General features: G+C 71.3%; 17 protein-coding genes. 4 read left to right on the forward strand and 13 right to left on the reverse strand.

Translation table 11 applies throughout. The annotated features are described in order from the left end of the window. The first annotated feature begins 92 nt into the window (after positions 1–92). Positions 93–1,151 (forward strand): succinyl-diaminopimelate desuccinylase, encoded by a 1,059-nt coding sequence (gene dapE / locus BJ964_RS00190; RefSeq protein WP_188118754.1) that lies wholly within the window; start codon positions 93–95, stop codon positions 1,149–1,151. A 107-nt stretch (positions 1,152–1,258) separates the two neighbouring features. On the opposite strand, the gene argG is transcribed toward dapE, so the two are convergent. From argG to argC, 8 genes are read right to left on the reverse strand one after another with little or no spacing between them, the layout of a single operon-like run. Next, on the reverse strand, positions 1,259–2,491 hold the full coding sequence (gene argG, locus BJ964_RS00195; protein WP_188118755.1) for an argininosuccinate synthase: 1,233 nt from the start codon (positions 2,489–2,491) through the stop codon (positions 1,259–1,261). Further along, positions 2,488–3,381, reverse strand: coding sequence for a hypothetical protein (locus tag BJ964_RS00200; protein ID WP_188118756.1), 894 nt, complete (start codon positions 3,379–3,381; stop codon positions 2,488–2,490). The genes argG and BJ964_RS00200 overlap by 4 nt, the downstream gene beginning before the upstream one ends. Continuing rightward, entirely contained in the window at positions 3,381–3,881 is a 501-nt protein-coding gene (locus tag BJ964_RS00205; protein WP_229795596.1) for an arginine repressor, read from the reverse strand. The genes BJ964_RS00200 and BJ964_RS00205 overlap by 1 nt, the downstream gene beginning before the upstream one ends. Further along, positions 3,878–4,807: an ornithine carbamoyltransferase gene (gene argF, locus BJ964_RS00210; RefSeq protein ID WP_188118758.1), complete on the reverse strand. Its 930-nt coding sequence runs from the start codon at positions 4,805–4,807 to the stop codon at positions 3,878–3,880. Before argF ends, BJ964_RS00205 begins: the two co-directional genes overlap by 4 nt. Beyond that, the gene (locus tag BJ964_RS00215; protein WP_188118759.1) at positions 4,804–5,949 is read right to left on the reverse strand and encodes an acetylornithine transaminase; all 1,146 of its coding nucleotides are present in this window, start codon (positions 5,947–5,949) and stop codon (positions 4,804–4,806) included. The genes argF and BJ964_RS00215 overlap by 4 nt, the downstream gene beginning before the upstream one ends. Further along, positions 5,946–6,812 (reverse strand): acetylglutamate kinase, encoded by an 867-nt coding sequence (gene argB / locus BJ964_RS00220; RefSeq protein WP_188118760.1) that lies wholly within the window; start codon positions 6,810–6,812, stop codon positions 5,946–5,948. Before argB ends, BJ964_RS00215 begins: the two co-directional genes overlap by 4 nt. Then, positions 6,809–7,981 (reverse strand): bifunctional glutamate N-acetyltransferase/amino-acid acetyltransferase ArgJ, encoded by a 1,173-nt coding sequence (argJ, locus tag BJ964_RS00225; protein WP_188118761.1) that lies wholly within the window; start codon positions 7,979–7,981, stop codon positions 6,809–6,811. The genes argB and argJ overlap by 4 nt, the downstream gene beginning before the upstream one ends. After that, entirely contained in the window at positions 7,978–8,979 is a 1,002-nt protein-coding gene (gene argC, locus BJ964_RS00230) for an N-acetyl-gamma-glutamyl-phosphate reductase (protein WP_188118762.1), read from the reverse strand. The genes argJ and argC overlap by 4 nt, the downstream gene beginning before the upstream one ends. A 445-nt stretch (positions 8,980–9,424) precedes the next feature. Between argC and BJ964_RS00235 the strand changes: the two genes are divergently transcribed. After that, positions 9,425–11,008: a methyl-accepting chemotaxis protein gene (locus BJ964_RS00235; protein WP_262479298.1), complete on the forward strand. Its 1,584-nt coding sequence runs from the start codon at positions 9,425–9,427 to the stop codon at positions 11,006–11,008. Positions 11,009–11,050: 42 nt separating this feature from the next. Then, complete coding sequence (locus BJ964_RS00240; protein WP_407650779.1) at positions 11,051–12,394, forward strand: ABC transporter substrate-binding protein; 1,344 nt, start codon at positions 11,051–11,053, stop codon at positions 12,392–12,394. A 144-nt stretch (positions 12,395–12,538) separates the two neighbouring features. On the opposite strand, the gene BJ964_RS00245 is transcribed toward BJ964_RS00240, so the two are convergent. From BJ964_RS00245 to BJ964_RS00265, 5 genes are read right to left on the reverse strand one after another with little or no spacing between them, the layout of a single operon-like run. After that, a complete protein-coding gene (locus tag BJ964_RS00245) occupies positions 12,539–12,997 on the reverse strand; it encodes a hypothetical protein (protein ID WP_188118765.1) in 459 nt (152 codons plus the stop codon). A 39-nt stretch (positions 12,998–13,036) separates the two neighbouring features. Further along, the gene (gene egtD / locus BJ964_RS00250) at positions 13,037–13,993 is read right to left on the reverse strand and encodes an L-histidine N(alpha)-methyltransferase (RefSeq protein WP_188118766.1); all 957 of its coding nucleotides are present in this window, start codon (positions 13,991–13,993) and stop codon (positions 13,037–13,039) included. Between the two features lie 8 nt (positions 13,994–14,001). After that, positions 14,002–14,745, reverse strand: a complete 744-nt coding sequence (gene egtC / locus BJ964_RS00255) for an ergothioneine biosynthesis protein EgtC (protein ID WP_188118767.1) — start codon at positions 14,743–14,745, stop codon at positions 14,002–14,004. Then, positions 14,745–16,040 (reverse strand): ergothioneine biosynthesis protein EgtB, encoded by a 1,296-nt coding sequence (gene egtB, locus BJ964_RS00260; protein WP_188118768.1) that lies wholly within the window; start codon positions 16,038–16,040, stop codon positions 14,745–14,747. Before egtB ends, egtC begins: the two co-directional genes overlap by 1 nt. Then, complete coding sequence (locus BJ964_RS00265; protein WP_188118769.1) at positions 16,037–17,254, reverse strand: glutamate-cysteine ligase family protein; 1,218 nt, start codon at positions 17,252–17,254, stop codon at positions 16,037–16,039. Before BJ964_RS00265 ends, egtB begins: the two co-directional genes overlap by 4 nt. A gap of 205 nt (positions 17,255–17,459) precedes the next feature. On the opposite strand from BJ964_RS00265, the gene BJ964_RS00270 reads away from it, so the two are divergent. Further along, positions 17,460–19,697 carry an exo-beta-d-1,3/1,6-glucosidase gene (locus BJ964_RS00270; RefSeq protein ID WP_188118770.1) on the forward strand — a complete coding sequence of 746 codons (2,238 nt, stop codon included), beginning with the start codon at positions 17,460–17,462 and terminating at the stop codon, positions 19,695–19,697. Positions 19,698–19,706 lie beyond the last annotated feature (9 nt).

Below are 19,706 nucleotides of genomic sequence, written 5' to 3' on the forward strand. Positions count from 1 at the left end.
ATCGTCGCGGTGAGTGGGACGGCGCGGCGTCTCCGCGGGCGGCCCGCGGAGGCGTACGTATAAAAATGCCTTTGATCTGATAAGTTTGCAACATGACCAGCCTCGATCTGACCGGTGATGTTGTCGACCTCACTCGGACCATCTGTGACATACCGTCCGTCAGCGGCGATGAGAAGGCCCTGGCCGACGCCGTCGAGGCCGCCCTGCACGCATACCCGCACCTCGAAGTGCTGCGTGACGGTGACGCCGTGGTCGCCCGGACGTCGCTGGGCCGCCCGGCCCGGGTGGTGATCGCCGGCCACCTGGACACCGTGCCGATCGCCGACAACCTGCCCTGCGTCATGGACGGCGACATCCTCCGCGGCCGCGGGACGGTCGACATGAAGGCGGGCGTGGCCGTGATGCTCCGGCTCGCGGCCGGGCTGACCGCGCCGCGGCACGACCTGACGTTCGTCTTCTACGACCACGAGGAGGTCGCGGCGAAGCTCAACGGGCTGGGACGGCTGGTCCGCAACCACCCGGAGTGGCTGGCCGGCGACTTCGCGATCCTCGGTGAGCCGTCCGACGGCACGGTCGAGGGCGGCTGCCAGGGCACCATCCGGATCAAGATCACCGTGCCGGGTGTGGCGGCGCACGCGGCCCGCTCCTGGAAGGGCAGCAACGCCATCCACAGCGCCGGGGCCGTGCTCGACGTGCTGCGTGCCTATGTGCCGCGGCAGCCGGTCGTCGACGGCCTGCGCTACCACGAGGGCCTCAACGCCGTGAAGATCGAGGGCGGCATCGCCGGCAACGTCATCCCCGACCTGTGCACCGTCTACGTGAACCACCGTTTCGCCCCGGACCGGGACGTGGCCGGCGCCGAGGCGCACCTGCGGGAGGTGTTCGCCGGCTTCGAGGTCGAGGTGGTCGACGCCGCGCCGGGCGCCCGGCCGGGGCTGGACCAGCCGGTCGCCAAGGAGTTCGTCGAGCTGGTCGGCCTGCCGCCGGCCCCGAAGCTCGGCTGGACGGATGTGTCCCGCTTCGCCGCGCTGGGCATCCCCGCGATCAATTTCGGTCCCGGCGACCCGCTGCTGGCCCACACCGACGGCGAGCACGTGCCGGTGCCGGAGATCCGCCGCACCCTCGAGGTGCTCACCACCTGGCTGAGCTGAGCCCCCGCCTTTCGCGATCTTGGACGTTTCACCACCGGAAGCGGTAGCAAAACGTCCAAGATCGCGGCGGCGGCACCCGCGCGGCCGCGGCCGCGCGGGTGGCGCCGTCATTCAGCGGGGTCGGCCGCCGCGCGGGCGATCGCGCCCGGCACCGAGTACATGTGGGCGAACGCGCGGGCCTGCTCGCCGGTCCACAGCGACGAGCCGTGGCCGTAGACCACACCGGAGCGGGTCGCGGCGTCCAGCAGGCTGTACGGGCTCTTCGAGCCCAGCAGCACGATGTTGCCCTTGTGCAGCAGCACCCGCACGGTGCCGGTCACCCGGGTCTGGCTGGAGTCCAGGAAGGCCCGGAAGTCGTCCATGATCGGGTCGAAGTAGACGGCCTCGTGCAGCAGGTCGCCGTAGGTGTTGCCGAGCGTCGCCTTGGTGGCCTGCTGCCGGTTGGACAGCACCAGCTTCTCCAGCTCACGGTGCGCCGCGATGAGGATCAGCATGCCGGGCGCCTCGAACCCGACCCGGGCCAGGTTGCCGACCATGGTGGAGCCCATGTGGATGCCCCGGCCGACACCGTGCTCGCCGCCCAGCACGTTGAGCGAGGAGAGGATGTCGTAGTTGTTCTCGTTCGGCAGCGGCTCGCCGTCCGCGGTCACGGCCGAGACGACCTCGCCCTTCTCGAAGCTGATCAGCAGTTCGACGCCCTTCTCCGGCGCCTCGTCGATCGACTTCGTGTAGGTCCAGGCGGACTCCGGAAGGTACTCCCAGGAGCCGTAGGTCTCCTCGCCGCCGATCGAGGTGCCGATCAGGCCCTCGTTGATCGAGTAGAGCTTGACCTTCTCGCTGACCTCGTAACCCCGGCCGCGCAGGAACTCGGTCTCCCCCTCACGGGTGAGCCGCTCGTCCCGGATCGGGGTGACGATCTCCAGGTGCGGGGCCAGCGCCCGGATCACCGCGTCGTAGCGGACGTGGTCCGCCCCGGCGCCGGTCGAGCCGTGCGCCACCGCGTCCGCGCCGACCTCGAGGGCCACCTGGACGACCTTCTCCGCCTGGATCAGCCGCTCCGCGCCGACGCACGACGGGTAGGCGCCGTTGCGCAGGTAGTTCGCCTTGATCGCGTAGGTGACGACCCGGTCGTAGAGCTCGGCACGGGCGTCGACCACGTGGTGCTCGACGGCGCCCAGCTCCTCGGCGCGCGCCTTGACGACCTCGGCCTCACCGCTGTGCAGGCCGCCGGTGTCGATGTTGGCGGTCACCACGTCCCAGCCCTTCTCGCGGAAGTCCACGAGGGCGTACGAGGTGTCCAGACCACCGGAGAAGGCGAGGACGATCTTGCGCTTGGTCATCGGGGCAGTTCCTTCTCGAGAATCGGTACATATGTCTTGCCGTCCCGGCGGACGTGCCCGGGCGGCAGGACATAGAACTCACAGCGGCCCGCTTCGATGTCCTTCTGCATCGCCCGCTGGCGGCTGTAGTCGAACGGATCGAGCAGGAAGGTCGGCTCGGGCAGCTCTCCCCCGGCCGGCAGGGTCAGGTCGCTCTGGTAGACGAACGAGCCCGGCGAGGTGTGGAACGGAACCGTCGCCACCAGGATCTTCAGCGCGCCGAACTCGGTGTGCACCTTGAGCGCGCTGTTGTCGTACTGGGTGACGCCGTCCAGCTTCTGCGCCCGGTAGGCGGACAGGGCCAGCGCCTTCGCCGCCTTGCCGAGACCCACCGCCGGCATCAGCGACCACAGCGACCAGCCCACCCAGCGGCCCGGCTCGGCGGACGGGGCGGCACAGTAGCCGCCCACCGGGACCGGGCCGCGGTAGCCGGAGTCCCGCATGTCCTGTTGCACCTTGTGCAGCAGGCGCTTCACGTCGGTGTCGAACCGGAAGGTGGACCGCTCGACCATGGCCGCGAACTCCTCCTGCGGCAGGCCGGCGATCAGCGCGGCGGCCGGCATCAGGATCAGGTCGACCATCACCCACTGCGGCATCGGGATGCCCCGGTCGCCGAACGCGATGCCGTTGATCACGTTGAAGAAGTTCAGGAAGTCCCGGATCGACCAGTCCTTCTCGGCGGTGTCGGTGAAGTCCAGCCAGGTGAGCTTGTGGCTGTACGGCGTCTCGTTGAGATGTGGCCGCAGCGTCTCGTTGGAGGCCAGGAAGAACTCCACACCGTGCCCGACCAGGGTGTCGGTGTGGTCGGCGAAGTCGGGGAAGCGTGCTTCCACCGCGGGCGGGAACATCATCAGCGGGCCTCCTCGTGGTCCGACCTGCTCCAGTTGCTGAGTTTCTCGGCCAGGGCGGCACCCGAGGTGGGGCCGGAGTCCCGGGCCACCACGAAGATCGTGTCGTCGCCGGCGATGGTGCCGACCACATCCGCCAGACCGGACCGGTCCAGGGCGCTGGCCAGGAACTGCGCGGCCCCCGGCGGGGTACGCAGGACCGCGATGTTGCCGCTCGAGTCGGTGCCGGTCAGCAGCTCGCGCAGCAGCCGGATGAGCCGGGCCGGGCCGTGGCTGGTGCTCTCCCGCAGCGGCTTGTGCCCGTCCTCCGGGATGTAGTAGATCCCGGACACCTTCACCGCGTTCAGCTCCTCCAGGTCCCGGGACAGGGTCGCCTGGGTGACCTGGACCCCCTCGTGGGCGAGGATGTCGGCCAGCTCGGTCTGCGACTTGACCTTGCGGGTGCGGATCAGCTCGACGAGCCGGGCGTGCCGCCCCGCGCGGGTGGCCGGGGTGCCATTCACTGATTCGCCGCCAAGAGCCATGTCAGCAGGGCCTTCTGCGCGTGCAGACGGTTCTCCGCCTGGTCGAAGACGGCACTCTGCGGACCGTCGATCACCTCGTCGGTGATCTCCTCGTTGCGGTGCGCCGGGAGGCAGTGCAGCACGATCGCCTCCGGGTCGGCCACCGCGAGCAGCTCCTTGTTCACCTGGTACGGCCAGAACGGGGTGAGCCGGTCCCGGCCGTCGCCCTCCTGGCCCATCGACGTCCACGTGTCGGTGGCGACCACGTGCGCGCCGTCGGCCGCCTCCCGCGGGTCGCGCAGCACCTCCACCGAGCCGCCGGTCCACGCCGCGATCTCCCCGGCCCGGCTCACCACGGCCGGCGCCGGGTCGAACCCGGACGGGCCGGCGACCCGCACGTTCATCCCGGCCATGGCGCCGGCGATCAGGTACGAGTGGGCCATGTTGTTGGCCGCGTCCCCGACGTACGCCAGAGTCCGGCCGGCCGTCGCGCCGAACCGCTCCCGGATGGTCAGCAGGTCGGCCAGCAGCTGGCAGGGGTGGTAGCCGTCGCTGAGCGCGTTGATCACCGGAACGGTGACGCCGGACGCCAGCTCGGCCAGCCGCTCGTCGCCGTGCGTGCGGTAGACCATCGCCGCGACATACCGGGCCACCACCCGGCCGGCGTCGGCGAGCGTCTCGCCCCGGCCGAAGTGGGTGTTCTGCGTGTCCACGATGATCGGCTGCCCGCCCAGCTCGGCGATGCCGGCCTCGAACGACAGCCGGGTCCGCAGGCTGGCCTTGTCGAAGAAGACGGCGACCGAGCGCGGGCCGGCCAGCGGCTTGTTCCCGAACCTGTCCGCCTTCATGGCGGCGGCCAGGTCCAGGATCTCGGACTGCTCCCCGGGCGTCAGGTCGTCGTCACGGAGGAAGTGGCGGGTGGTCACCGGATACCGTCCAGGGCCGCGACCAGGGCGTCCGCCTGATCGGAGGAGATGATCAGAGGCGGGGCGAGCCGGATCACGTCCGGCTTGGCGGGGTTCACCAGGAAACCGGCGTCACGCAGCTTGGCGGCCACGTCGGCCGAGACCGGCTCATGGAACACGATGCCCAGCAGCAGGCCGGCGCCGCGGACCTCCTTCACCAGCGGGTGCCCTTCGATGCCCCGCCGGAGCTGCTCCCCCACCCGCTTCACGTGATCGAGCAGACCCTCGCTCGCGATCGTGCGGATCACCGCGAGACCGGCCGCGCAGGAGACGGGGTTGCCGCCGAAGGTGGTGCCGTGCGCGCCCGGGGTGAACAGGTCGGCGGCCCGGCCGAAGCCGATGCAGGCGCCCAGCGGCAGGCCGCCGCCGAGGCCCTTGGCCAGGGTGACGATGTCCGGCTCGACGCCCTCGCTCTGGTGGTGGAACCAGTGCCCGGTCCGGCCGATGCCGGTCTGCACCTCGTCCAGCGCGAGCAGCGTGCCCGATTTATCGGTGATTTCGCGTGCTGCCGCGAGATATCCGGTCGGCGGGACCACGACGCCGTTCTCCCCCTGGATCGGCTCCAGGATGACCATGGCGGTCTCCGTGGTCACCGCGGCGGCGAGCGCCTCGACATCACCGAACGGCACGTGCGTGACCTGCGGCGGGAGCGGCTGGAACGGCTCCGATTTCGACGGCTGGCCGGTCAGCGCCAGCGCACCCATGGTCCGGCCGTGGAAGGCGCCCTCGGTGGCCACGATGTGCGTGCGGCCGGTGAGCCGGGACAGCTTGAACGCCGCCTCGTTGGCCTCGGCGCCCGAGTTGGTGAACAGCACCCGCCCCGACCGGCCGGCCAGCGCCAGCAGCAGGTCGGCCAGCGCCACCGGCGGCTCCGAGATGTACAGGTTGGAGACGTGCCCGAGCTGCTGGATCTGGCTCGTGACCGCGGCGACCACGGCCGGGTGGGCGTGCCCGAGGGCGTTGACGGCGATGCCGCCGAGGAAGTCGACGTACTCCTTACCGTCCTCCGCCGTCAGCACCGCGCCCTCGCCCTTGACCAGGCCGATCGCCGGGGTGCCGTAGTTGTTCATCATCGACTGCTGCCAGCGCTCGACCAGGGTCATGACGGGACCACCATCGTTCCGAATCCTTCTTCCGTGAAGACTTCGAGCAGTGTCGAGTGGGCGACCCGGCCGTCGACGACGTGCGCGGCGGGGACTCCGCCGCGGACCGCGCGCAGGCAGGCCTCCATCTTGGGCGCCATCCCGGACTCCAGGGACGGCAGCAGCTTCTCCAGCGCGTCGGCGTCGATCTCCGACGTCAGCGAGGAGGTGTCCGGCCAGTTCGTGTAGAGGCCGGGGACGTCGGTGAGGACGACCAGCTTGCGGGCGCCGAGCGCGACGGCCAGCGCGGAGGCGGCGGTGTCCGCGTTCACGTTGTGCAGGACCCCGTCGGCGTCCGGCGCGACCGTGGCGATGACCGGGATCCGGCCGGCCGCGATCAGGTCGTCGACGGCCGACGTGTTCACCTCGCCGACGTCGCCGACCTGGCCGATGTCCACCGGCTCGCCGTCGATGACCGCCTGCCGGCGGACCGCGGTGAACAGGCCCGCGTCCTCGCCGGAGAGGCCCACCGCGTACGGCCCGTGCTGGTTGATCAGGCCGACCAGCTCCCGGCCGACCTGCCCGACCAGCACCATCCGGACGACGTCCATCGCCTCCGGGGTGGTGACCCGCAGGCCGCCCCGGAACTCGCTCTCGATGCCCAGTCTGGTGAGCATCCGGCTGATCTGCGGGCCGCCGCCGTGCACCACGACCGGCTTGATGCCGACCAGCCGCAGGAACACCATGTCGGCCGCGAACGCCTCCTGCAACGACGGGTCGATCATCGCGTTGCCGCCGTACTTGATCACCACGGTGGTCCCGTGGAACCGCTCCAGCCAGGGCAGCGCCTCGATCAGGATCTCGGCCTTCTTCTGCGCCTTCACGACGAGTACGCCGAGTTCTCGTGCACGTACGCGTGGGACAGATCGGTGGTCCAGATCGTCGCGCCCATCTCTCCCTCACGCAGGTTGATCGTGACGGTCACGTCCCGCCCGGACAGGTCCACCTTGTTGCGGTCCTCGGCCGCGGCGCCGCCCTTGCAGATCCAGACGCCGTTGATCGCCACGTCGACGCGGTCCGGCTCGAAGGCCGCGCTCGTGGTGCCGACCGCGGCCAGGATCCGGCCCCAGTTCGGGTCGTTGCCGAAGAACGCCGTCTTCACCAGGTTGTTTCCCGCCACCACCCGGCCCACCTGCACGGCGTCGGCCTCGGAGGCGGCGCCCTGCACCTCGATGGCGATGTGCTTGGTGGCGCCCTCGGCGTCGGCGATCAGCTGCTGGGCCAGGTCGTGGCAGACCTCGGTGACCGCGGCGGTCAGCTCCTCGAGCGTCGGCTCCCTGTCCGAGGAGCCGTTGGCCAGCAGCAGCACGGTGTCGTTGGTGGACATGCAGCCGTCCGCGTCGATCCGGTCGAAGGTGACCCGGGTGGCGGCGCGCAGCGCGGCGTCGAGCACCTCGTTGTCGGCGGACGCGTCGGTGGTGATCACCACGAGCATGGTGGCCAGGGCCGGGGCCAGCATGCCGGCGCCCTTCGCGATGCCGCCGACCGACCAGCCCTCACGCTGGGCCACCGCGTTCTTCGCCACCGTGTCGGTGGTCATGATCGCCTCGGCCGCCGCCGGGCCGCCGTCGGCGGTGAGCGCCTTGGCCGCCGCGTTCACCCCCGGGAGCAGCTTGTCCATCGGCAGCAGCTCGCCGATCAGGCCGGTCGAGCAGACCGCCACGTCACCCGGGCCGATCATCATGCGGTTGGCGCCGCCCCGCAGCACGGTCGCGGTGTGCTCGGCGGTGGCGTGGGTGTCGCGGAAGCCCTGCGAGCCGGTGCACGCGTTGGCGCCGCCCGAGTTGAGCACGACCGCCCGGACGATGCCGCCCTTGAGCACCTGCTGGCTCCACAGCACGGGAGCGGCCTTCACCCGGTTGGCGGTGAAGACGCCGGCCGCCGTGTAGTCGGGGCCGTCGTTGACGATCAGGGCGATGTCGGCGTTTCCGCTGGCCTTGAGCCCGGCGGCGACGCCCGCGGCCCGGAAGCCCTTGGGGTGGGTCACGGTCACGGTGCGACTCCGAAGACGCTCAGGCCCGTGGTCTCGGGCAGACCGAACATGATGTTGGCGTTCTGCACCGCCTGGCCGGCGGCGCCCTTGCCCAGGTTGTCGAGCGCGCTCACCACGATGATGCGGCCCGAGTCGATGTCGACCGTGGCCTGGAGGTGACACGAGTTCGAACCGGCGGTGGCCGCGGTGTGCGGCCACGAGCCCTCCGGCAGCACGTGCACGAACGGCGCGTCCGCATAGGCCGCCTGGAGTGCCTCGCGCGGGTCGCCGCCGTTGAGCCGGCGCGCCGTGACGGTCGCCAGGATGCCGCGCGGCATCGGCGCCAGGATCGGCGTCATCGACAGCGAGCCGGCGCCGGTGGCCTGCTTGATCTCGGCGACGTGCTGGTGGGCGCCGACCTTGTAGGGCGACAGGTCACCCATGATCTCGCTGGCCAGCAGGTTGACCTTGGCGTTGCGCCCGGCGCCCGAGGTGCCGGAGCTGGCGACGACCACCACGTCCTCCGGGTCGGCGACACCGGCGGCGATCAGCGGGGCGAGCGCCAGGATGATCGTCGCGGCGTAGCAGCCGGTGTTGGCCACCCGGTCGGCCCCGGCGATCGCGGCGCGCGCGCCCGGCAGCTCGGGCAGGCCGTAGGTCCACGTGCCCGCGTGGCCGCCGCCGTAGTAGCGGGTCCACTGCTCGGCGCTCTCCAGCCGGAAGTCGGCGCCCAGGTCGACGACCTTGACCCCCTCGGCGAGCCGCGCCGCCACGGCCGCCGACTGACCGTGCGGCAGAGCGAGGAAGACCAGGTCGGCCCCGCTGAGCGTCTCGGCGTCGGTGGCGCCGAGGGTCAGGTCGAGCCCGGCGAGCTGCGGATGCACCGCGCTGACCGGAGAACCCGCCTGGCTGTGCGCGGTCGCCGCGACGAGGTCGAACTCGGGATGCCCGGCGATCACGCGCAGCAACTCACCGCCCGCGTAGCCACTGGCACCCGCTACCGCGACCCGGATTCCCATGCTGCCCTCCGCATTACGCACCTCCGCATGAATATGCAAAGTACCGTATCAACTCGCATACTCGGCGGCAACAACATGCCGCCTCTTCCCGCATGCTGAGCCCAGGCGCGGCACATCCACCAGAAAACCCCATATTTGGTACGGGCTACGCCGCCCCCGACCACAAACTCCCCGTCCCGCCCGCTCCACGCGAGCGCCTGCCCGGTCCCGCCCGTGCCGCGCCCCTCCGGGCTCAGATCGGCGGTCCGGCCGACTGCCAGCGCCGTATCGACCGCATTGAGACAGCTCTCACGACCAGCCGCGAGCGGACCGTTCCCGAGGCCGTCGAGCGGCTGCTCTCCGTTTGCACCCCTACCCCCCGCCATCGCAACCGTCCGTTTCCTTGGACAGCGCGCGTGCCACTCGAACTGAAGCACGGAACGAACGGGTCGGGGAGGGGTGGAGCATGCGCCGTTGGTGGCGAAACCGAGGTATCCGAACGAAGTTGTTGCTGGTGACCGCACTGGCCGGGATCGCGACGACGGCCGTGGGCGTGGGCGCCGTGATCCAGCTGAACTCGGTGGCGGCCACCGCGCGGACCATCACCGACGAGCGCATGCAGCAGGCGTTACGCATCAACGAGGCCCGCACGCAGTTGTTGCAGGAGGACGCGACGCTGCTGGAGCACGTGGCGCTCACCGACGAGGTGTCCCGCAAGCGGGCCGAGGATGAGATCAAGGCCAGCGACGCGGCGTACGACAAGGCGTGGGCGGCCTACCGGCAGGGCGACACCGCCCACACGGGCACGCTCTCGGCCACCGAGGGGCTGATCGCGACCTACCGCCACCTGCGCGACGACGCGATGCTGCCGGCCAGTCGCGACCACGACACCGAAGCGTTCCAGACCAACCGCTTCACCCAGGGCGGCGCCCTGGTCGCGGCGCGGCAGAACCTGGACGAGCTGGCGGAATACCAGACCAACGCGGTGGCGGAGGGCGGTCGCGCCATCCAGAACGCGAAGTCGCAAGGCCTCCAGATGATCTTCGGCTTGCTGATCGGCGGGCTCACCCTCGCCGGGGCCGCCGCGGTGTACCTGGCCAACGCCATTCTGCGACCGGTCCGCCGGGTCGAGCAGGCTCTCACCGCCATGGCCGAAGGTGACCTGACCCGCCCCGCGGAGGTCGACTCGAACGACGAGATCGGCCGGATGGCGGCCGGGTACGAACGGGCCCGGCAGGCGATGCGAGAGACCTTCGAGGCGCTGCGCCTCACCGCCGAGACGGTGAGCGAGGCGTCCGGCCAGGTGCACGATTCCGGCACCCGGCTCGACGAGTCGACCACCGACACCGCGCGGCAGGCGCGCTCGGTCACCGAGGCGGCCGGAATGGTCTCCGGCAACGTGCAACTGCTGTCCGCCGCCGGCGTGGAGATGGGTTCGTCGATCGAATCGATCGCGCACAGCGCCAACGAGGCCGCCCGGGTCGCCTCCTCCGCGGTCGACGTCGCCGCCGGCACCACGGAGATCGTCACCAAACTCGGCCGGTCGTCCACGGAGATCAGTGACGTCGTCAAGGTGATCACCGCGATCGCCGAACAGACCAACCTGCTCGCCCTCAACGCCACCATCGAGGCGGCACGCGCGGGCGAGAGCGGCAAGGGCTTCGCGGTGGTGGCCGGAGAGGTCAAGGAGCTGGCCCAGGAGACCGCACGGGCCACCGACGACATCACCCGGCGGGTCCAGGCCATCCAGGTCGACACCGGCGGAGCGGTCGAGGCGATCGCGAAGATCAGCGCGATCATCGCGCAGATCAACGACTTCCAGCTCACCATCGCCTCGGCGGTCGAGGAGCAGACGGCCACGACCAACGAGATGAACCGCAACGTGTTCGAGGCCGCGAACGGCTCGCAGGAGATCGCCACCACCATCGAGGCGCTGTCGGCGTCGGTGGACAACGCCGCCGGCGACGCGGTCAACACGAAGTCGGCGGCCGGGAACCTGGCACAGACGGCGCAGCAGCTGCGCGACGCCGTGCACCGGTTCCAGATCTGAGTCACACACCTTCCGGCACACCACGACATGCAAGGGATGAAAATGACGAGCTCGTACCGGCGCCGCGGGCTTGCGGCCGGCGTCGCAATCCTGTTGGGCCTGGGCACGACCGCGTGTGGCAATGCCGCCATGCTGAGTGACGACAACCCGGCCGAGGCGAAGGAGTGCGCCCCTTACGAGAAGTATCAGGGGCACAAGGGCACCAAGGTGAGGATGACCGGTTCGAGCCGTGACCTCGAGGCCAACCTGCTACAACAGGCGTTGCGCCGATTCGGTGACTGCACCGGCATCGAAATCCAGTACGAGGGTGATGCCGCCTTCGAGAACACCATTCGCAAGAACGTGGCGGACGGCGAGACTCCCGACCTGTCCATCTTCGCCCAGCCAGGGCTTCTGAAGGATCTGATCGCCCAGGGCGCGGTCAAGCCCGCCCCGGCCGAGGTCGCGGCCAACGGCAAGAAGGGCTGGAACCAGGACTGGCTGGACTACGGCTCGGTGGACGGCACGTTCTACGCCGCGCCGATGAGTGCCAGCGTCAAGTCGCTGGTGTGGTACTCGCCGAAGACCTTCGCCAAGAAGGGCTATCAGGTGCCGCAGAACTGGGACGAGCTGATCGCGCTCAGCGACCGGATCGCCGCGGACGGGGAGAAGCCCTGGTGTGCCGGAATCGAGTCCGGCGACGCCACCGGCTGGCCCGCGACGGACTGGATGGAGGACGTCGCCCTGCGGGTGGCCGGACCCGAGACCTACGACAGCTGGGTCAGCCACGAGATTCCGTTCAACGACCCGCAGATCGCCGCGGTCACCGACAAGGTCGGATCGATCTTGAAGAACCCGCGGTACGTCAACGCCGGAATCGGTGGGGTCAAGAGCATCGCCACCACGTCGTTCCAGGCCGGCGGCCTGCCCGTGCTGTCAGGTAAGTGCACCATGCACCGCCAGGCGTCGTTCTACGCCGGACAGTGGCCGCGGGGCACCCAGGTGGCCGAGGACGGCGACGTGTACGCCTTCTACTTCCCGGCGATCGACCCGGCCAAGGGCAAACCGGCGCTGGTGGCGGGCGAGTTCCTGGCCGCGTTCACGGACCGGCCGGAAGTGCAGGCCGTGCAGGCGTACATGTCCAGCGGCGAATTCGCCACCAGCCGGGCCTCGATGGGCGGATGGGTGTCGGCGAACAAGAACGTCGACATGAAGGTCTACAGCAACCCGGTGGACCACCTGTCGGCGGAGATCTTGCAGGACGAGAAGACGGTGGCGCGCTTCGACGGCTCGGACATGATGCCCGGCAGTGTCGGCGCCGGCACCTTCTGGGTGGGTATGACGAACTGGATCAAGGGTGCGAGCACGAAGGCCACCCTCAACGCCATCGAGGCGTCCTGGCCGTAGTCCGGCCCGGGCGGGCACCGGGTGGCCCGCCGCGCCCACCGAACTCAGCCCGGTGGGCGCGGCACGGGCCGGACCGGGCAGTGGATCGCGGGGCTCGGCGGGACGGGATTCATGCTGTCGGGTGCGGGGGATGCCCGTACCGGATCAGGGGTTCTGCAGTGATTTCGCCCAGGTGTTCCAGGCGGCGAGCCAATCGTCCTGGGCGGCGGCGATCGCGGTGACCCGGGCGTAGTCGACCGGGCGCAGGCCGCGCCCGCGCAGCCAGGCGACCTGCGCGGGACGGCTCGGGACGTCCGGGCCGAGGCGCGTGCCGAAGAGCAGGGTCTCGCTGATCGCGCGCCGCCGCAGTGCCGGGTCGGCGCGGAACCACCCGGCCTCCCGGTCGAGGCGGGTGAGCTGGTCGAGCATGTCCTGGACGGCCCGGCGGGCGGGCACCTCGGCCTCGCCGGTGAAATCCATCTGGCGGACGACGGCGTCGCGCCACAGCTGCTGCCAGGCGCGCGGCAGCTGTGGGCGCGGTCCGCCCTCGGCCCACCAGTCGGCGTGCTCCCGGGATGTCCGCAGCACCGCCTCCACCAGCAGAAGGTGCGGTTCGGACGTCATGTGGCACCTCCTCGGTGCCAGGAAAGCACGAAGCGTCAACTACCCGGCCTGGGCCAGCGCCACACCGAAGCGGTCGTCCGGATCGGTCCACCAGTGCCGCAGGGTGAAACCGGCGGCGGCCAGCTCGGCGGCGAGGCCGTCCCTGCGGAACTTGGCGGAGATCTCGGTGCGCATCTCCTCCCCGGCGGCGAACGGCACGGTGAGATCCAGCTCCGGGATGCGCACCACCTGGTCGCGCGACGACCGCAACCGCATCTCGATCCACTCGTGCCCGGCGTCCCAGAGGGCGACGTGCTCGAACGCCGCCGGGTCGAAGTCGGCGCCCAGCTCCCGGTTGATCACCCGCAGCACGTTGCGGTTGAACTCGGCGGTCACCCCGGCCGCGTCGTCGTAGGCGGGCACCAGGACGGCCGGATCCTTGACCAGGTCGGCGCCGAGCAGCAGCCACTCGCCCTCGTGCAGCGCGCCGCGCAGGGCGGTCAGGAAGGCGACCCGCTCCGGCGGCGTCAGGTTGCCGATCGTGCCGCCGAGGAAGGCGACCACCCGGCTGTCGCCCTCCGGGAGGTACGCCAGATGCCGGGCGAAGTCGCCGACCACCCCGGTCACGGTCAGCCCCGGATAGGCGGCGGTCAGCGCGCCGACCGCGGCGGTGAGCGCGCCCGCCGACACGTCCAGCGGCACGAACGAGCCGAGCGTGCCGCGCCGCAGCATCGCGTCGAGCAGCAGACGGGTCTTCTCCGAGGAACCGGAACCCAGCTCCACCAGGCATTTGGCCTCGGTGATCCGGGCGATCGCGGGGGCGTGCCCGGCCAGGACCGCCCGTTCGGCGCGGGTCGGGTAGTACTCCGGCAGCCGGGTGATCTCCTCGAAGAGCTCACTGCCACGGGCGTCGTAGAACCATCGGGGCGGCAGCCACTTCGGGGTCACGGTCAGGCCGGCGAGCACGTCGGCGCGGAGCGTTCGGGCCAGATCCCGGTCGTCGATCAGGGTGAGCATGGTTCTCCTCAGAGAGTCGGTGTCATCTCCAGAGCGGTGGCGGTGGCGACCACCAGGTGGCCGTCCGGGACGGGCTGCCAGGCCGGGGAGGCGTCCAAGGGTTCCGAGCCGATCAGGACCGAGCCGCGGCCGGCGTGCACCGACAGGGCGTGGCCGTGTGCCGTCGCGATCAGCTGCGTGCCGTCGGTGAGCAGCAGGTTCAGCCGGGATCCGGGGGCCGCCGCGGCCACGTCGACGACCAGCGCGGCGACCGCCTTGGGGGCGGGCTCGCCGGCTCGCAGCCGGGCTCGCAGCAGCGCCCAGAGGGTGGCCGAGTCGGTCGGCGCGTCCATCGTGAGCAGGTCCTCGACCGGCAGCTCACCGGCGAGTCCGGCGACCGCCGACGGCCAGCCGCGGACCACGCCGTTGTGGCTGAACAGCCAGCGGCCGTCGGTGAACGGCGCCGCCGCGGTCTCCACGACCGGCAGGCCCACGGTGGCCGAGCGAACCGCGGCGAGGACCGCCCCGGACCGGGTGGCGGCCGCCAGCGACGGCAGGGCGGCGTCGGTCCAGATCGGCATGGCGCTGCGGTACCGCACCGGCTCGGCGGCGCCCGGCGGCCACCAGCCGACCCCGAAGCCGTCGGCGTTGATGGTGCCGCCGCCGCGCATGTCGCGCGGCGCCCACGCCTGCGTCACCAGCGCGTGCGGCGGGTCCAGCAGGAGACTCGACAACGGTACGGGCGGGCCGAGATATCCGAGGTGGCGGCACATCAGGCGGCTCGGGCGCAGCGGAAGCCGGAGAAGATCTGCCGCCGGATCGGGTGGTCCCAGTTGCGGAAGGTGCCCCGGCAGGCGGCCGCGTCGGTGCCGAACGAGCCGCCGCGCAGCACCCGGTAGTCGCCGCCGAAGAAGACCTCCGAATACTCCCGGTACGGAAAGGCCGTGAACCCCGGATAGGGCTCGAAACCGCTGGACACCCACTCCCAGACGTCGCCGATCAGCTGGTGCACGCCGTCCGGGGAGGCGCCGTCCGGGTAGGCGCCGACCGGAGCCGGGCCGAGGTGCCGCTGCCCCAGGTTGGCGTGCCGGGCCTCGGGCGGGTCGTCGCCCCACGGGTAGCGGCGGGAGCGGCCGGTCGCCGGGTCGTGGCGGGCCGCCTTCTCCCACTCCGCCTCGGTGGGCAGGCGTTTACCGGCCCACGCGGCGTAGGCCTCGGCCTCGTGGTAGCCGACGTGCACGACCGGCTCGTGCGGGTGCACCGGCTCGACGCGGCCGAACCGGCGGTAGTGCCAGCCGTCGTGGTCGCGCAGCCAGTGCAGCGGCTTCTCCAGGCCGGCCTTCATCCGGTGGGCCCACCCGCGTTCGCTCCACCAGCGGGGGTCGTCGTAGCCGCCGGCGTCGATGAACGCGGCGTACTGCTCGTTGGTGGTGGGGGCGGCGTCGATCCAGAACGCCGGGACGTCGACGATGTGGGCGGGGCGTTCGTTGTCCAGGGCCCAGGGCTCGGTGTCCGTACCCATAACAAATTTTCCCGCTTTTATCAGGATTTCTCCGTGGATAACGTTTTTCGATGGCGGAGGCGGCGGAGCGGACAGCACCGGCGCTCCGGCCCGCAGCTGGTGGGTGGCCAGCATGGTCTCGTCGTGCTGCTGCTCGTGCTGGACGATCATGCCGAACGCGAACCCGTCGTCGACCAGCCGCCGCGACGGGTCGAACCGCACCCGGTCGAGCACGTCCAGGACCTTGTCGCGGACCGTCGCCGTGTACGCCCGGGCCTCCGCCGGGTTCAGCAGCGGCAGAGCCGGCCGGTCCCGGCGGGCGTGCTTGAAGGCGTCGTAGAGCTCGTCGATGTCGTGGCGCACCGGGTCGCGGCCGCCCACGTCCCGGACCAGCCAGAGCTCCTCCTGGTTGCCGATGTGCGCGAGGTCCCACACCAGCGGGGACATCAGCGGCGAGTGCTGGCGTGTCAGGTCGTCCTCGTCGACCGCGTCGGTGAGCAGCGCGGTCCGTGCCCGGGTGCGCTCCAACTCGGCGGCGATGGCCAGCCGCAGGTCCTGGGTCGTCATGCGGAGATCCCCTCTCGGTGATGGTTCAGCCGGCGCTGGACGACCTCGACGATCTCCTGCCGGACGGCGCCCGGCAGCCCGGTCCGGTCCAGGTGGCGGCAGGCCAGGCCGGCCAGGCCGGCGGCGGACCGGCGGACCGGGCCGTCGGCCAGGCCGAACCGCGCGGCGGCACGCCAGCGGCCGGCCCCGGCGGCGGCGAGTTCGCGGGCCCGGTCGGTGAGCGTGTCGGAGTCGAGCAGGGTGACCAGCACCGCGGCCGGGACGATCCACTCGTCACCGGGCTGGGTGTCCAGGTAGCGGACCTCCAGGTAGCCGCGGGGCCGGACCGGCGGGAACAGGGTGCCGAGGTGGTACTCGAGGTCGGCCGGCGTGGGTGGACGGCCGATCCGCCCGCCGCCGATCCGGCCGGCCTCGATACCGCCCGCCTCGATCCAGTCGGCGAAGGTCACCTCGGGCGGGACGTCCCAGCGGCCGTCCGGCCGGGGCACGCACAGCAGCGGGGCGCGGACCGCGTACTCCGCCCAGGCTCGCGCCGGGTCCGCGGAGGCCGGGACCGGGGCGGTACGCCGGGGGTCGATCCCGTACCAGGAGGCCATCCGCCGGGACGCCCAGCCGTCGGCCGGGGAGTTGGCGAACAGGGCCAGCAGGGCCGGGCCCATCTCGTGCAGGGCCGCCCACCGGGGCCGGATCTGGTGCTCCTCGCCGGCGTCGAGGCAGATCTGGAGGCCGGCGGTGGCGGTCATCATGGTGCGGCCGGAGCTGTCGAAGGCCCTCTCCATGGCGGCGTACCGCGGGGCGTCGAGGAGCCGGCGGCGACGCCCGTACGGGTCGAGGCCCCGCTCCCCCAGCACGATCCCGGCATCGGCCAGCAGGTTGGTGAGGAACTCGCGGTCGGCGGTGACCGCGGCGTGCAACTCGGCCAGGGATCCGGCCGGGGCCGAGGAGATCTCGACCTGTCCGCCCGGTTCGACGGTGACGGCGCCACCGCAGGGCAGTGGCACGGGTTTCGGGTTGCCGAGGGTGACGGGCGCGTGCTCGCCCAGTGCCCTGGCAAGGTCGCCGGCCCGCAGGTACGCGGACGGATCGGCGGCGCGGTGTGTGGTCCACTCCAACTCGGCGCCGACCTGGCGGGGCGGGCCGGTCTTGAAACAGATTCCGGAGATGTGCTCGATCGCATCGGCGGTCCGTCGCAGGACCCGGTCAGCCGAACCCATGACCCCCCTTGGATCACCATGCGTGATCAATAGACTCCACTGAGTGCGGTGCGGTATGGACCATACCGGCATCGCGGCGAATTCGCCTCCCCCTCGCATCGGTGGAACGATGAAGTTCCGGAACCGTGGCGGGGTGCCGGAACCGGTTCCGGACTGGAAGACTCCGAACCGTTCGTGTTCGGTACACCCCCTTGGGAGCGATGCCATGCCCATGCCATATCAGGACTCCACGCTCGGAGTTTCGGAGCGCGTGGAGGATCTGCTGGGCCGGATGACGCTGCCCGAGAAGATCGGCCAGATGCTCCAGCTCGACGCCCGCCAGGACCTGTCCGAGATCGTTCTGGACAAGCTCGCCGGATCGATCCTGCACACCTCACCGGCCAAGCTGGTCGAGGCGGCCGAGCTGGTCGCGCGTACCCGTCTGCGGATCCCGCTGATCACCGCCGAGGACTGCATCCACGGCCACGGCTTCTGGCCCGGCGCCACGGTCTTCCCCACCCAGCTCGGCATGGCCGCCACGTGGGACCCGGACCTGGTCGAGAAGGTCGGCCGGGCCACCGCCGTCGAGGCCGCCGCCACCGGCGTGCACTGGACCTTCTCACCGGTGCTCTGCATCGCCCGGGACCTGCGCTGGGGCCGGGTCGACGAGACGTTCGGCGAGGACCCGTACCTGATCGGCGAGCTGGGCGCCGCGATGATCCGCGGCTACCAGGGCGAGGGCCTCACCGACCCGACCGCCATCCTGGCCACCGCCAAGCACTTCGCCGGCTACTCGGAGACCCAGGGCGGCCGGGACGCCAGCGAGGCCGACATCAGCCGGCGCAAGCTGCGCTCCTGGTTCCTGCCGCCGTTCGAGCGGGCCGCCGCCGAGGGCTGCCGGGTCTTCATGCTCGGCTACCAGTCGATGGACGGCGTGCCGATCACCGCCAACAAGTGGCTGCTCAACGACGTGCTCAAGGGCGAGTGGGGCTTCACCGGCACGCTCGTCACCGACTGGGACAACGTCGGCCGGATGGTCTGGGAGCAGAAGGTCTGCGCCGACTACGCCGAGGCCGCGGCGTCCGCGGTCAAGGCCGGCAACGACGTCATCATGACGACCCCGGCCTTCTTCGAAGGCGCCCAGGAGGCGATCCGGCGCGGCCTTCTGCATGAGGACGACATCGATGCGGGGGTACGGCGGATCCTGCGCCTGAAGTTCGAACTGGGCCTCTTCGAGAACCCGCGGACCCCGGACGCCGCCCGCCAGCGTGAGGTGATCGGGTGCACCGCGCACACCGAGCTCAACCTCGAGGTGGCCCGGCGGTCGCTGGTGCTGCTGCGCAACGACGGCGTACTGCCCCTGCCGTCCGCGCCGTCGAAGCGCATCGCGCTGCTCGGGCCCAACGCCCACGACGTGTCCGCGCAGCTCGGCGACTGGGCCGGCGACTCCGGGCAGGTCGACTGGATGCCCGACGGCCACCCGAGGGAGCTGACCTCGACGGTCCTCGACGGGCTCCGCTCGCTGCTGCCCGACGGCTGGGAACTCGACTTCGACCCGGCCGTGGAGATCGAGCGCCTCGTACCCGATCCCGAGGGCGAGACGTTCCCCGACGGGCAGCCCCGGCCGCCGATCTCGGAGGCCGTCCCCGCCTCCCCGTCACGTCTCGCCGCCGCCGCCGCGACCGCGGCCGCCGCCGACTACGCGATCGTCGTCGTCGGTGACACCGTCAACCTCAACGGGGAACACAAGTCCACCGCCACCCTGGAACTCCAGGGCGGGCAGATCGCGCTGCTCGACGCGGTCGCGGCCACCGGCACCCCGATGATCGTCGTGCTGATCGACGGCAAGCCGCTCGCCCTGCCGCCGTCGGCGCTGGAGGCGGCCGCCGTCGTCCAGGCCTTCAACCCCGGCATGCGCGGCGGGCAGGCGATCGCCGAACTGCTGCTCGGGCTGATCGAGCCGAGCGGGCGGATGCCGATCTCGGCGGCCCGGCACGCCGGTCAGCAGCCGATCTACTACAACCAGCTGCGCGGCCAGCACGGCACCCGGTACGCCGACCTCACCCAGGACCCGCTGTTCGCCTTCGGGGAGGGACTCAGCTACACCACCGTGGTCTACGACGGGCTCAGCATCGAGGAACCGGACGTCGCCGCCGACGGGGTGGTGCGGGCCACCGTGCGGCTCACCAACACCGGGACGCGGCCGGCGCTGGAGACCGTCCAGGTGTACGTCAGCGACCTCGTCACCAGCGTCACCTGGGCCAGCCGGGAGCTGAAGGCGTACCGGCAGGTGACCGTCGAGCCCGGGGAGAGCGTCACGGTCGCCCTGGAGGTGCCGGCCGCGGACTGCACGCTCGTGTCGGCGGACGGCGTACGGATCGTCGAGGCCGGCGACTTCGAGCTGCTCGTCGGCCCGAACTCGCGGCCCTCGGCGTTGCAGTCCGCGAAGTTCCGCATCTCCTGAGAATCCCGG

Origin of the sequence: Actinoplanes lobatus (genome assembly GCF_014205215.1) — a bacterium.
GTDB classification, from domain to species: Bacteria; Actinomycetota; Actinomycetes; order Mycobacteriales; family Micromonosporaceae; genus Actinoplanes; species Actinoplanes lobatus.

Coding starts and splice junctions, on each gene's coding strand:
- BJ964_RS00215 (WP_188118759.1), bottom strand. CDS start 5,949: ATGACCCTGGTCGAGCGCTGGCAGCAGTCGATGATGAACAACTACGGC.
- argG (WP_188118755.1), bottom strand. CDS start 2,491: ATGACCAAGCGCAAGATCGTCCTCGCCTTCTCCGGTGGTCTGGACACC.
- argC (WP_188118762.1), bottom strand. CDS start 8,979: ATGGGAATCCGGGTCGCGGTAGCGGGTGCCAGTGGCTACGCGGGCGGT.
- BJ964_RS00245 (WP_188118765.1), bottom strand. CDS start 12,997: ATGACGTCCGAACCGCACCTTCTGCTGGTGGAGGCGGTGCTGCGGACA.
- BJ964_RS00235 (WP_262479298.1), top strand. CDS start 9,425: ATGCGCCGTTGGTGGCGAAACCGAGGTATCCGAACGAAGTTGTTGCTG.
- egtC (WP_188118767.1), bottom strand. CDS start 14,745: ATGTGCCGCCACCTCGGATATCTCGGCCCGCCCGTACCGTTGTCGAGT.
- BJ964_RS00265 (WP_188118769.1), bottom strand. CDS start 17,254: ATGGGTTCGGCTGACCGGGTCCTGCGACGGACCGCCGATGCGATCGAG.
- BJ964_RS00240 (WP_407650779.1), top strand. CDS start 11,051: ATGACGAGCTCGTACCGGCGCCGCGGGCTTGCGGCCGGCGTCGCAATC.
- dapE (WP_188118754.1), top strand. CDS start 93: ATGACCAGCCTCGATCTGACCGGTGATGTTGTCGACCTCACTCGGACC.
- egtB (WP_188118768.1), bottom strand. CDS start 16,040: ATGACGACCCAGGACCTGCGGCTGGCCATCGCCGCCGAGTTGGAGCGC.
- BJ964_RS00270 (WP_188118770.1), top strand. CDS start 17,460: ATGCCCATGCCATATCAGGACTCCACGCTCGGAGTTTCGGAGCGCGTG.
- egtD (WP_188118766.1), bottom strand. CDS start 13,993: ATGCTCACCCTGATCGACGACCGGGATCTGGCCCGAACGCTCCGCGCC.
- BJ964_RS00200 (WP_188118756.1), bottom strand. CDS start 3,381: ATGATGTTCCCGCCCGCGGTGGAAGCACGCTTCCCCGACTTCGCCGAC.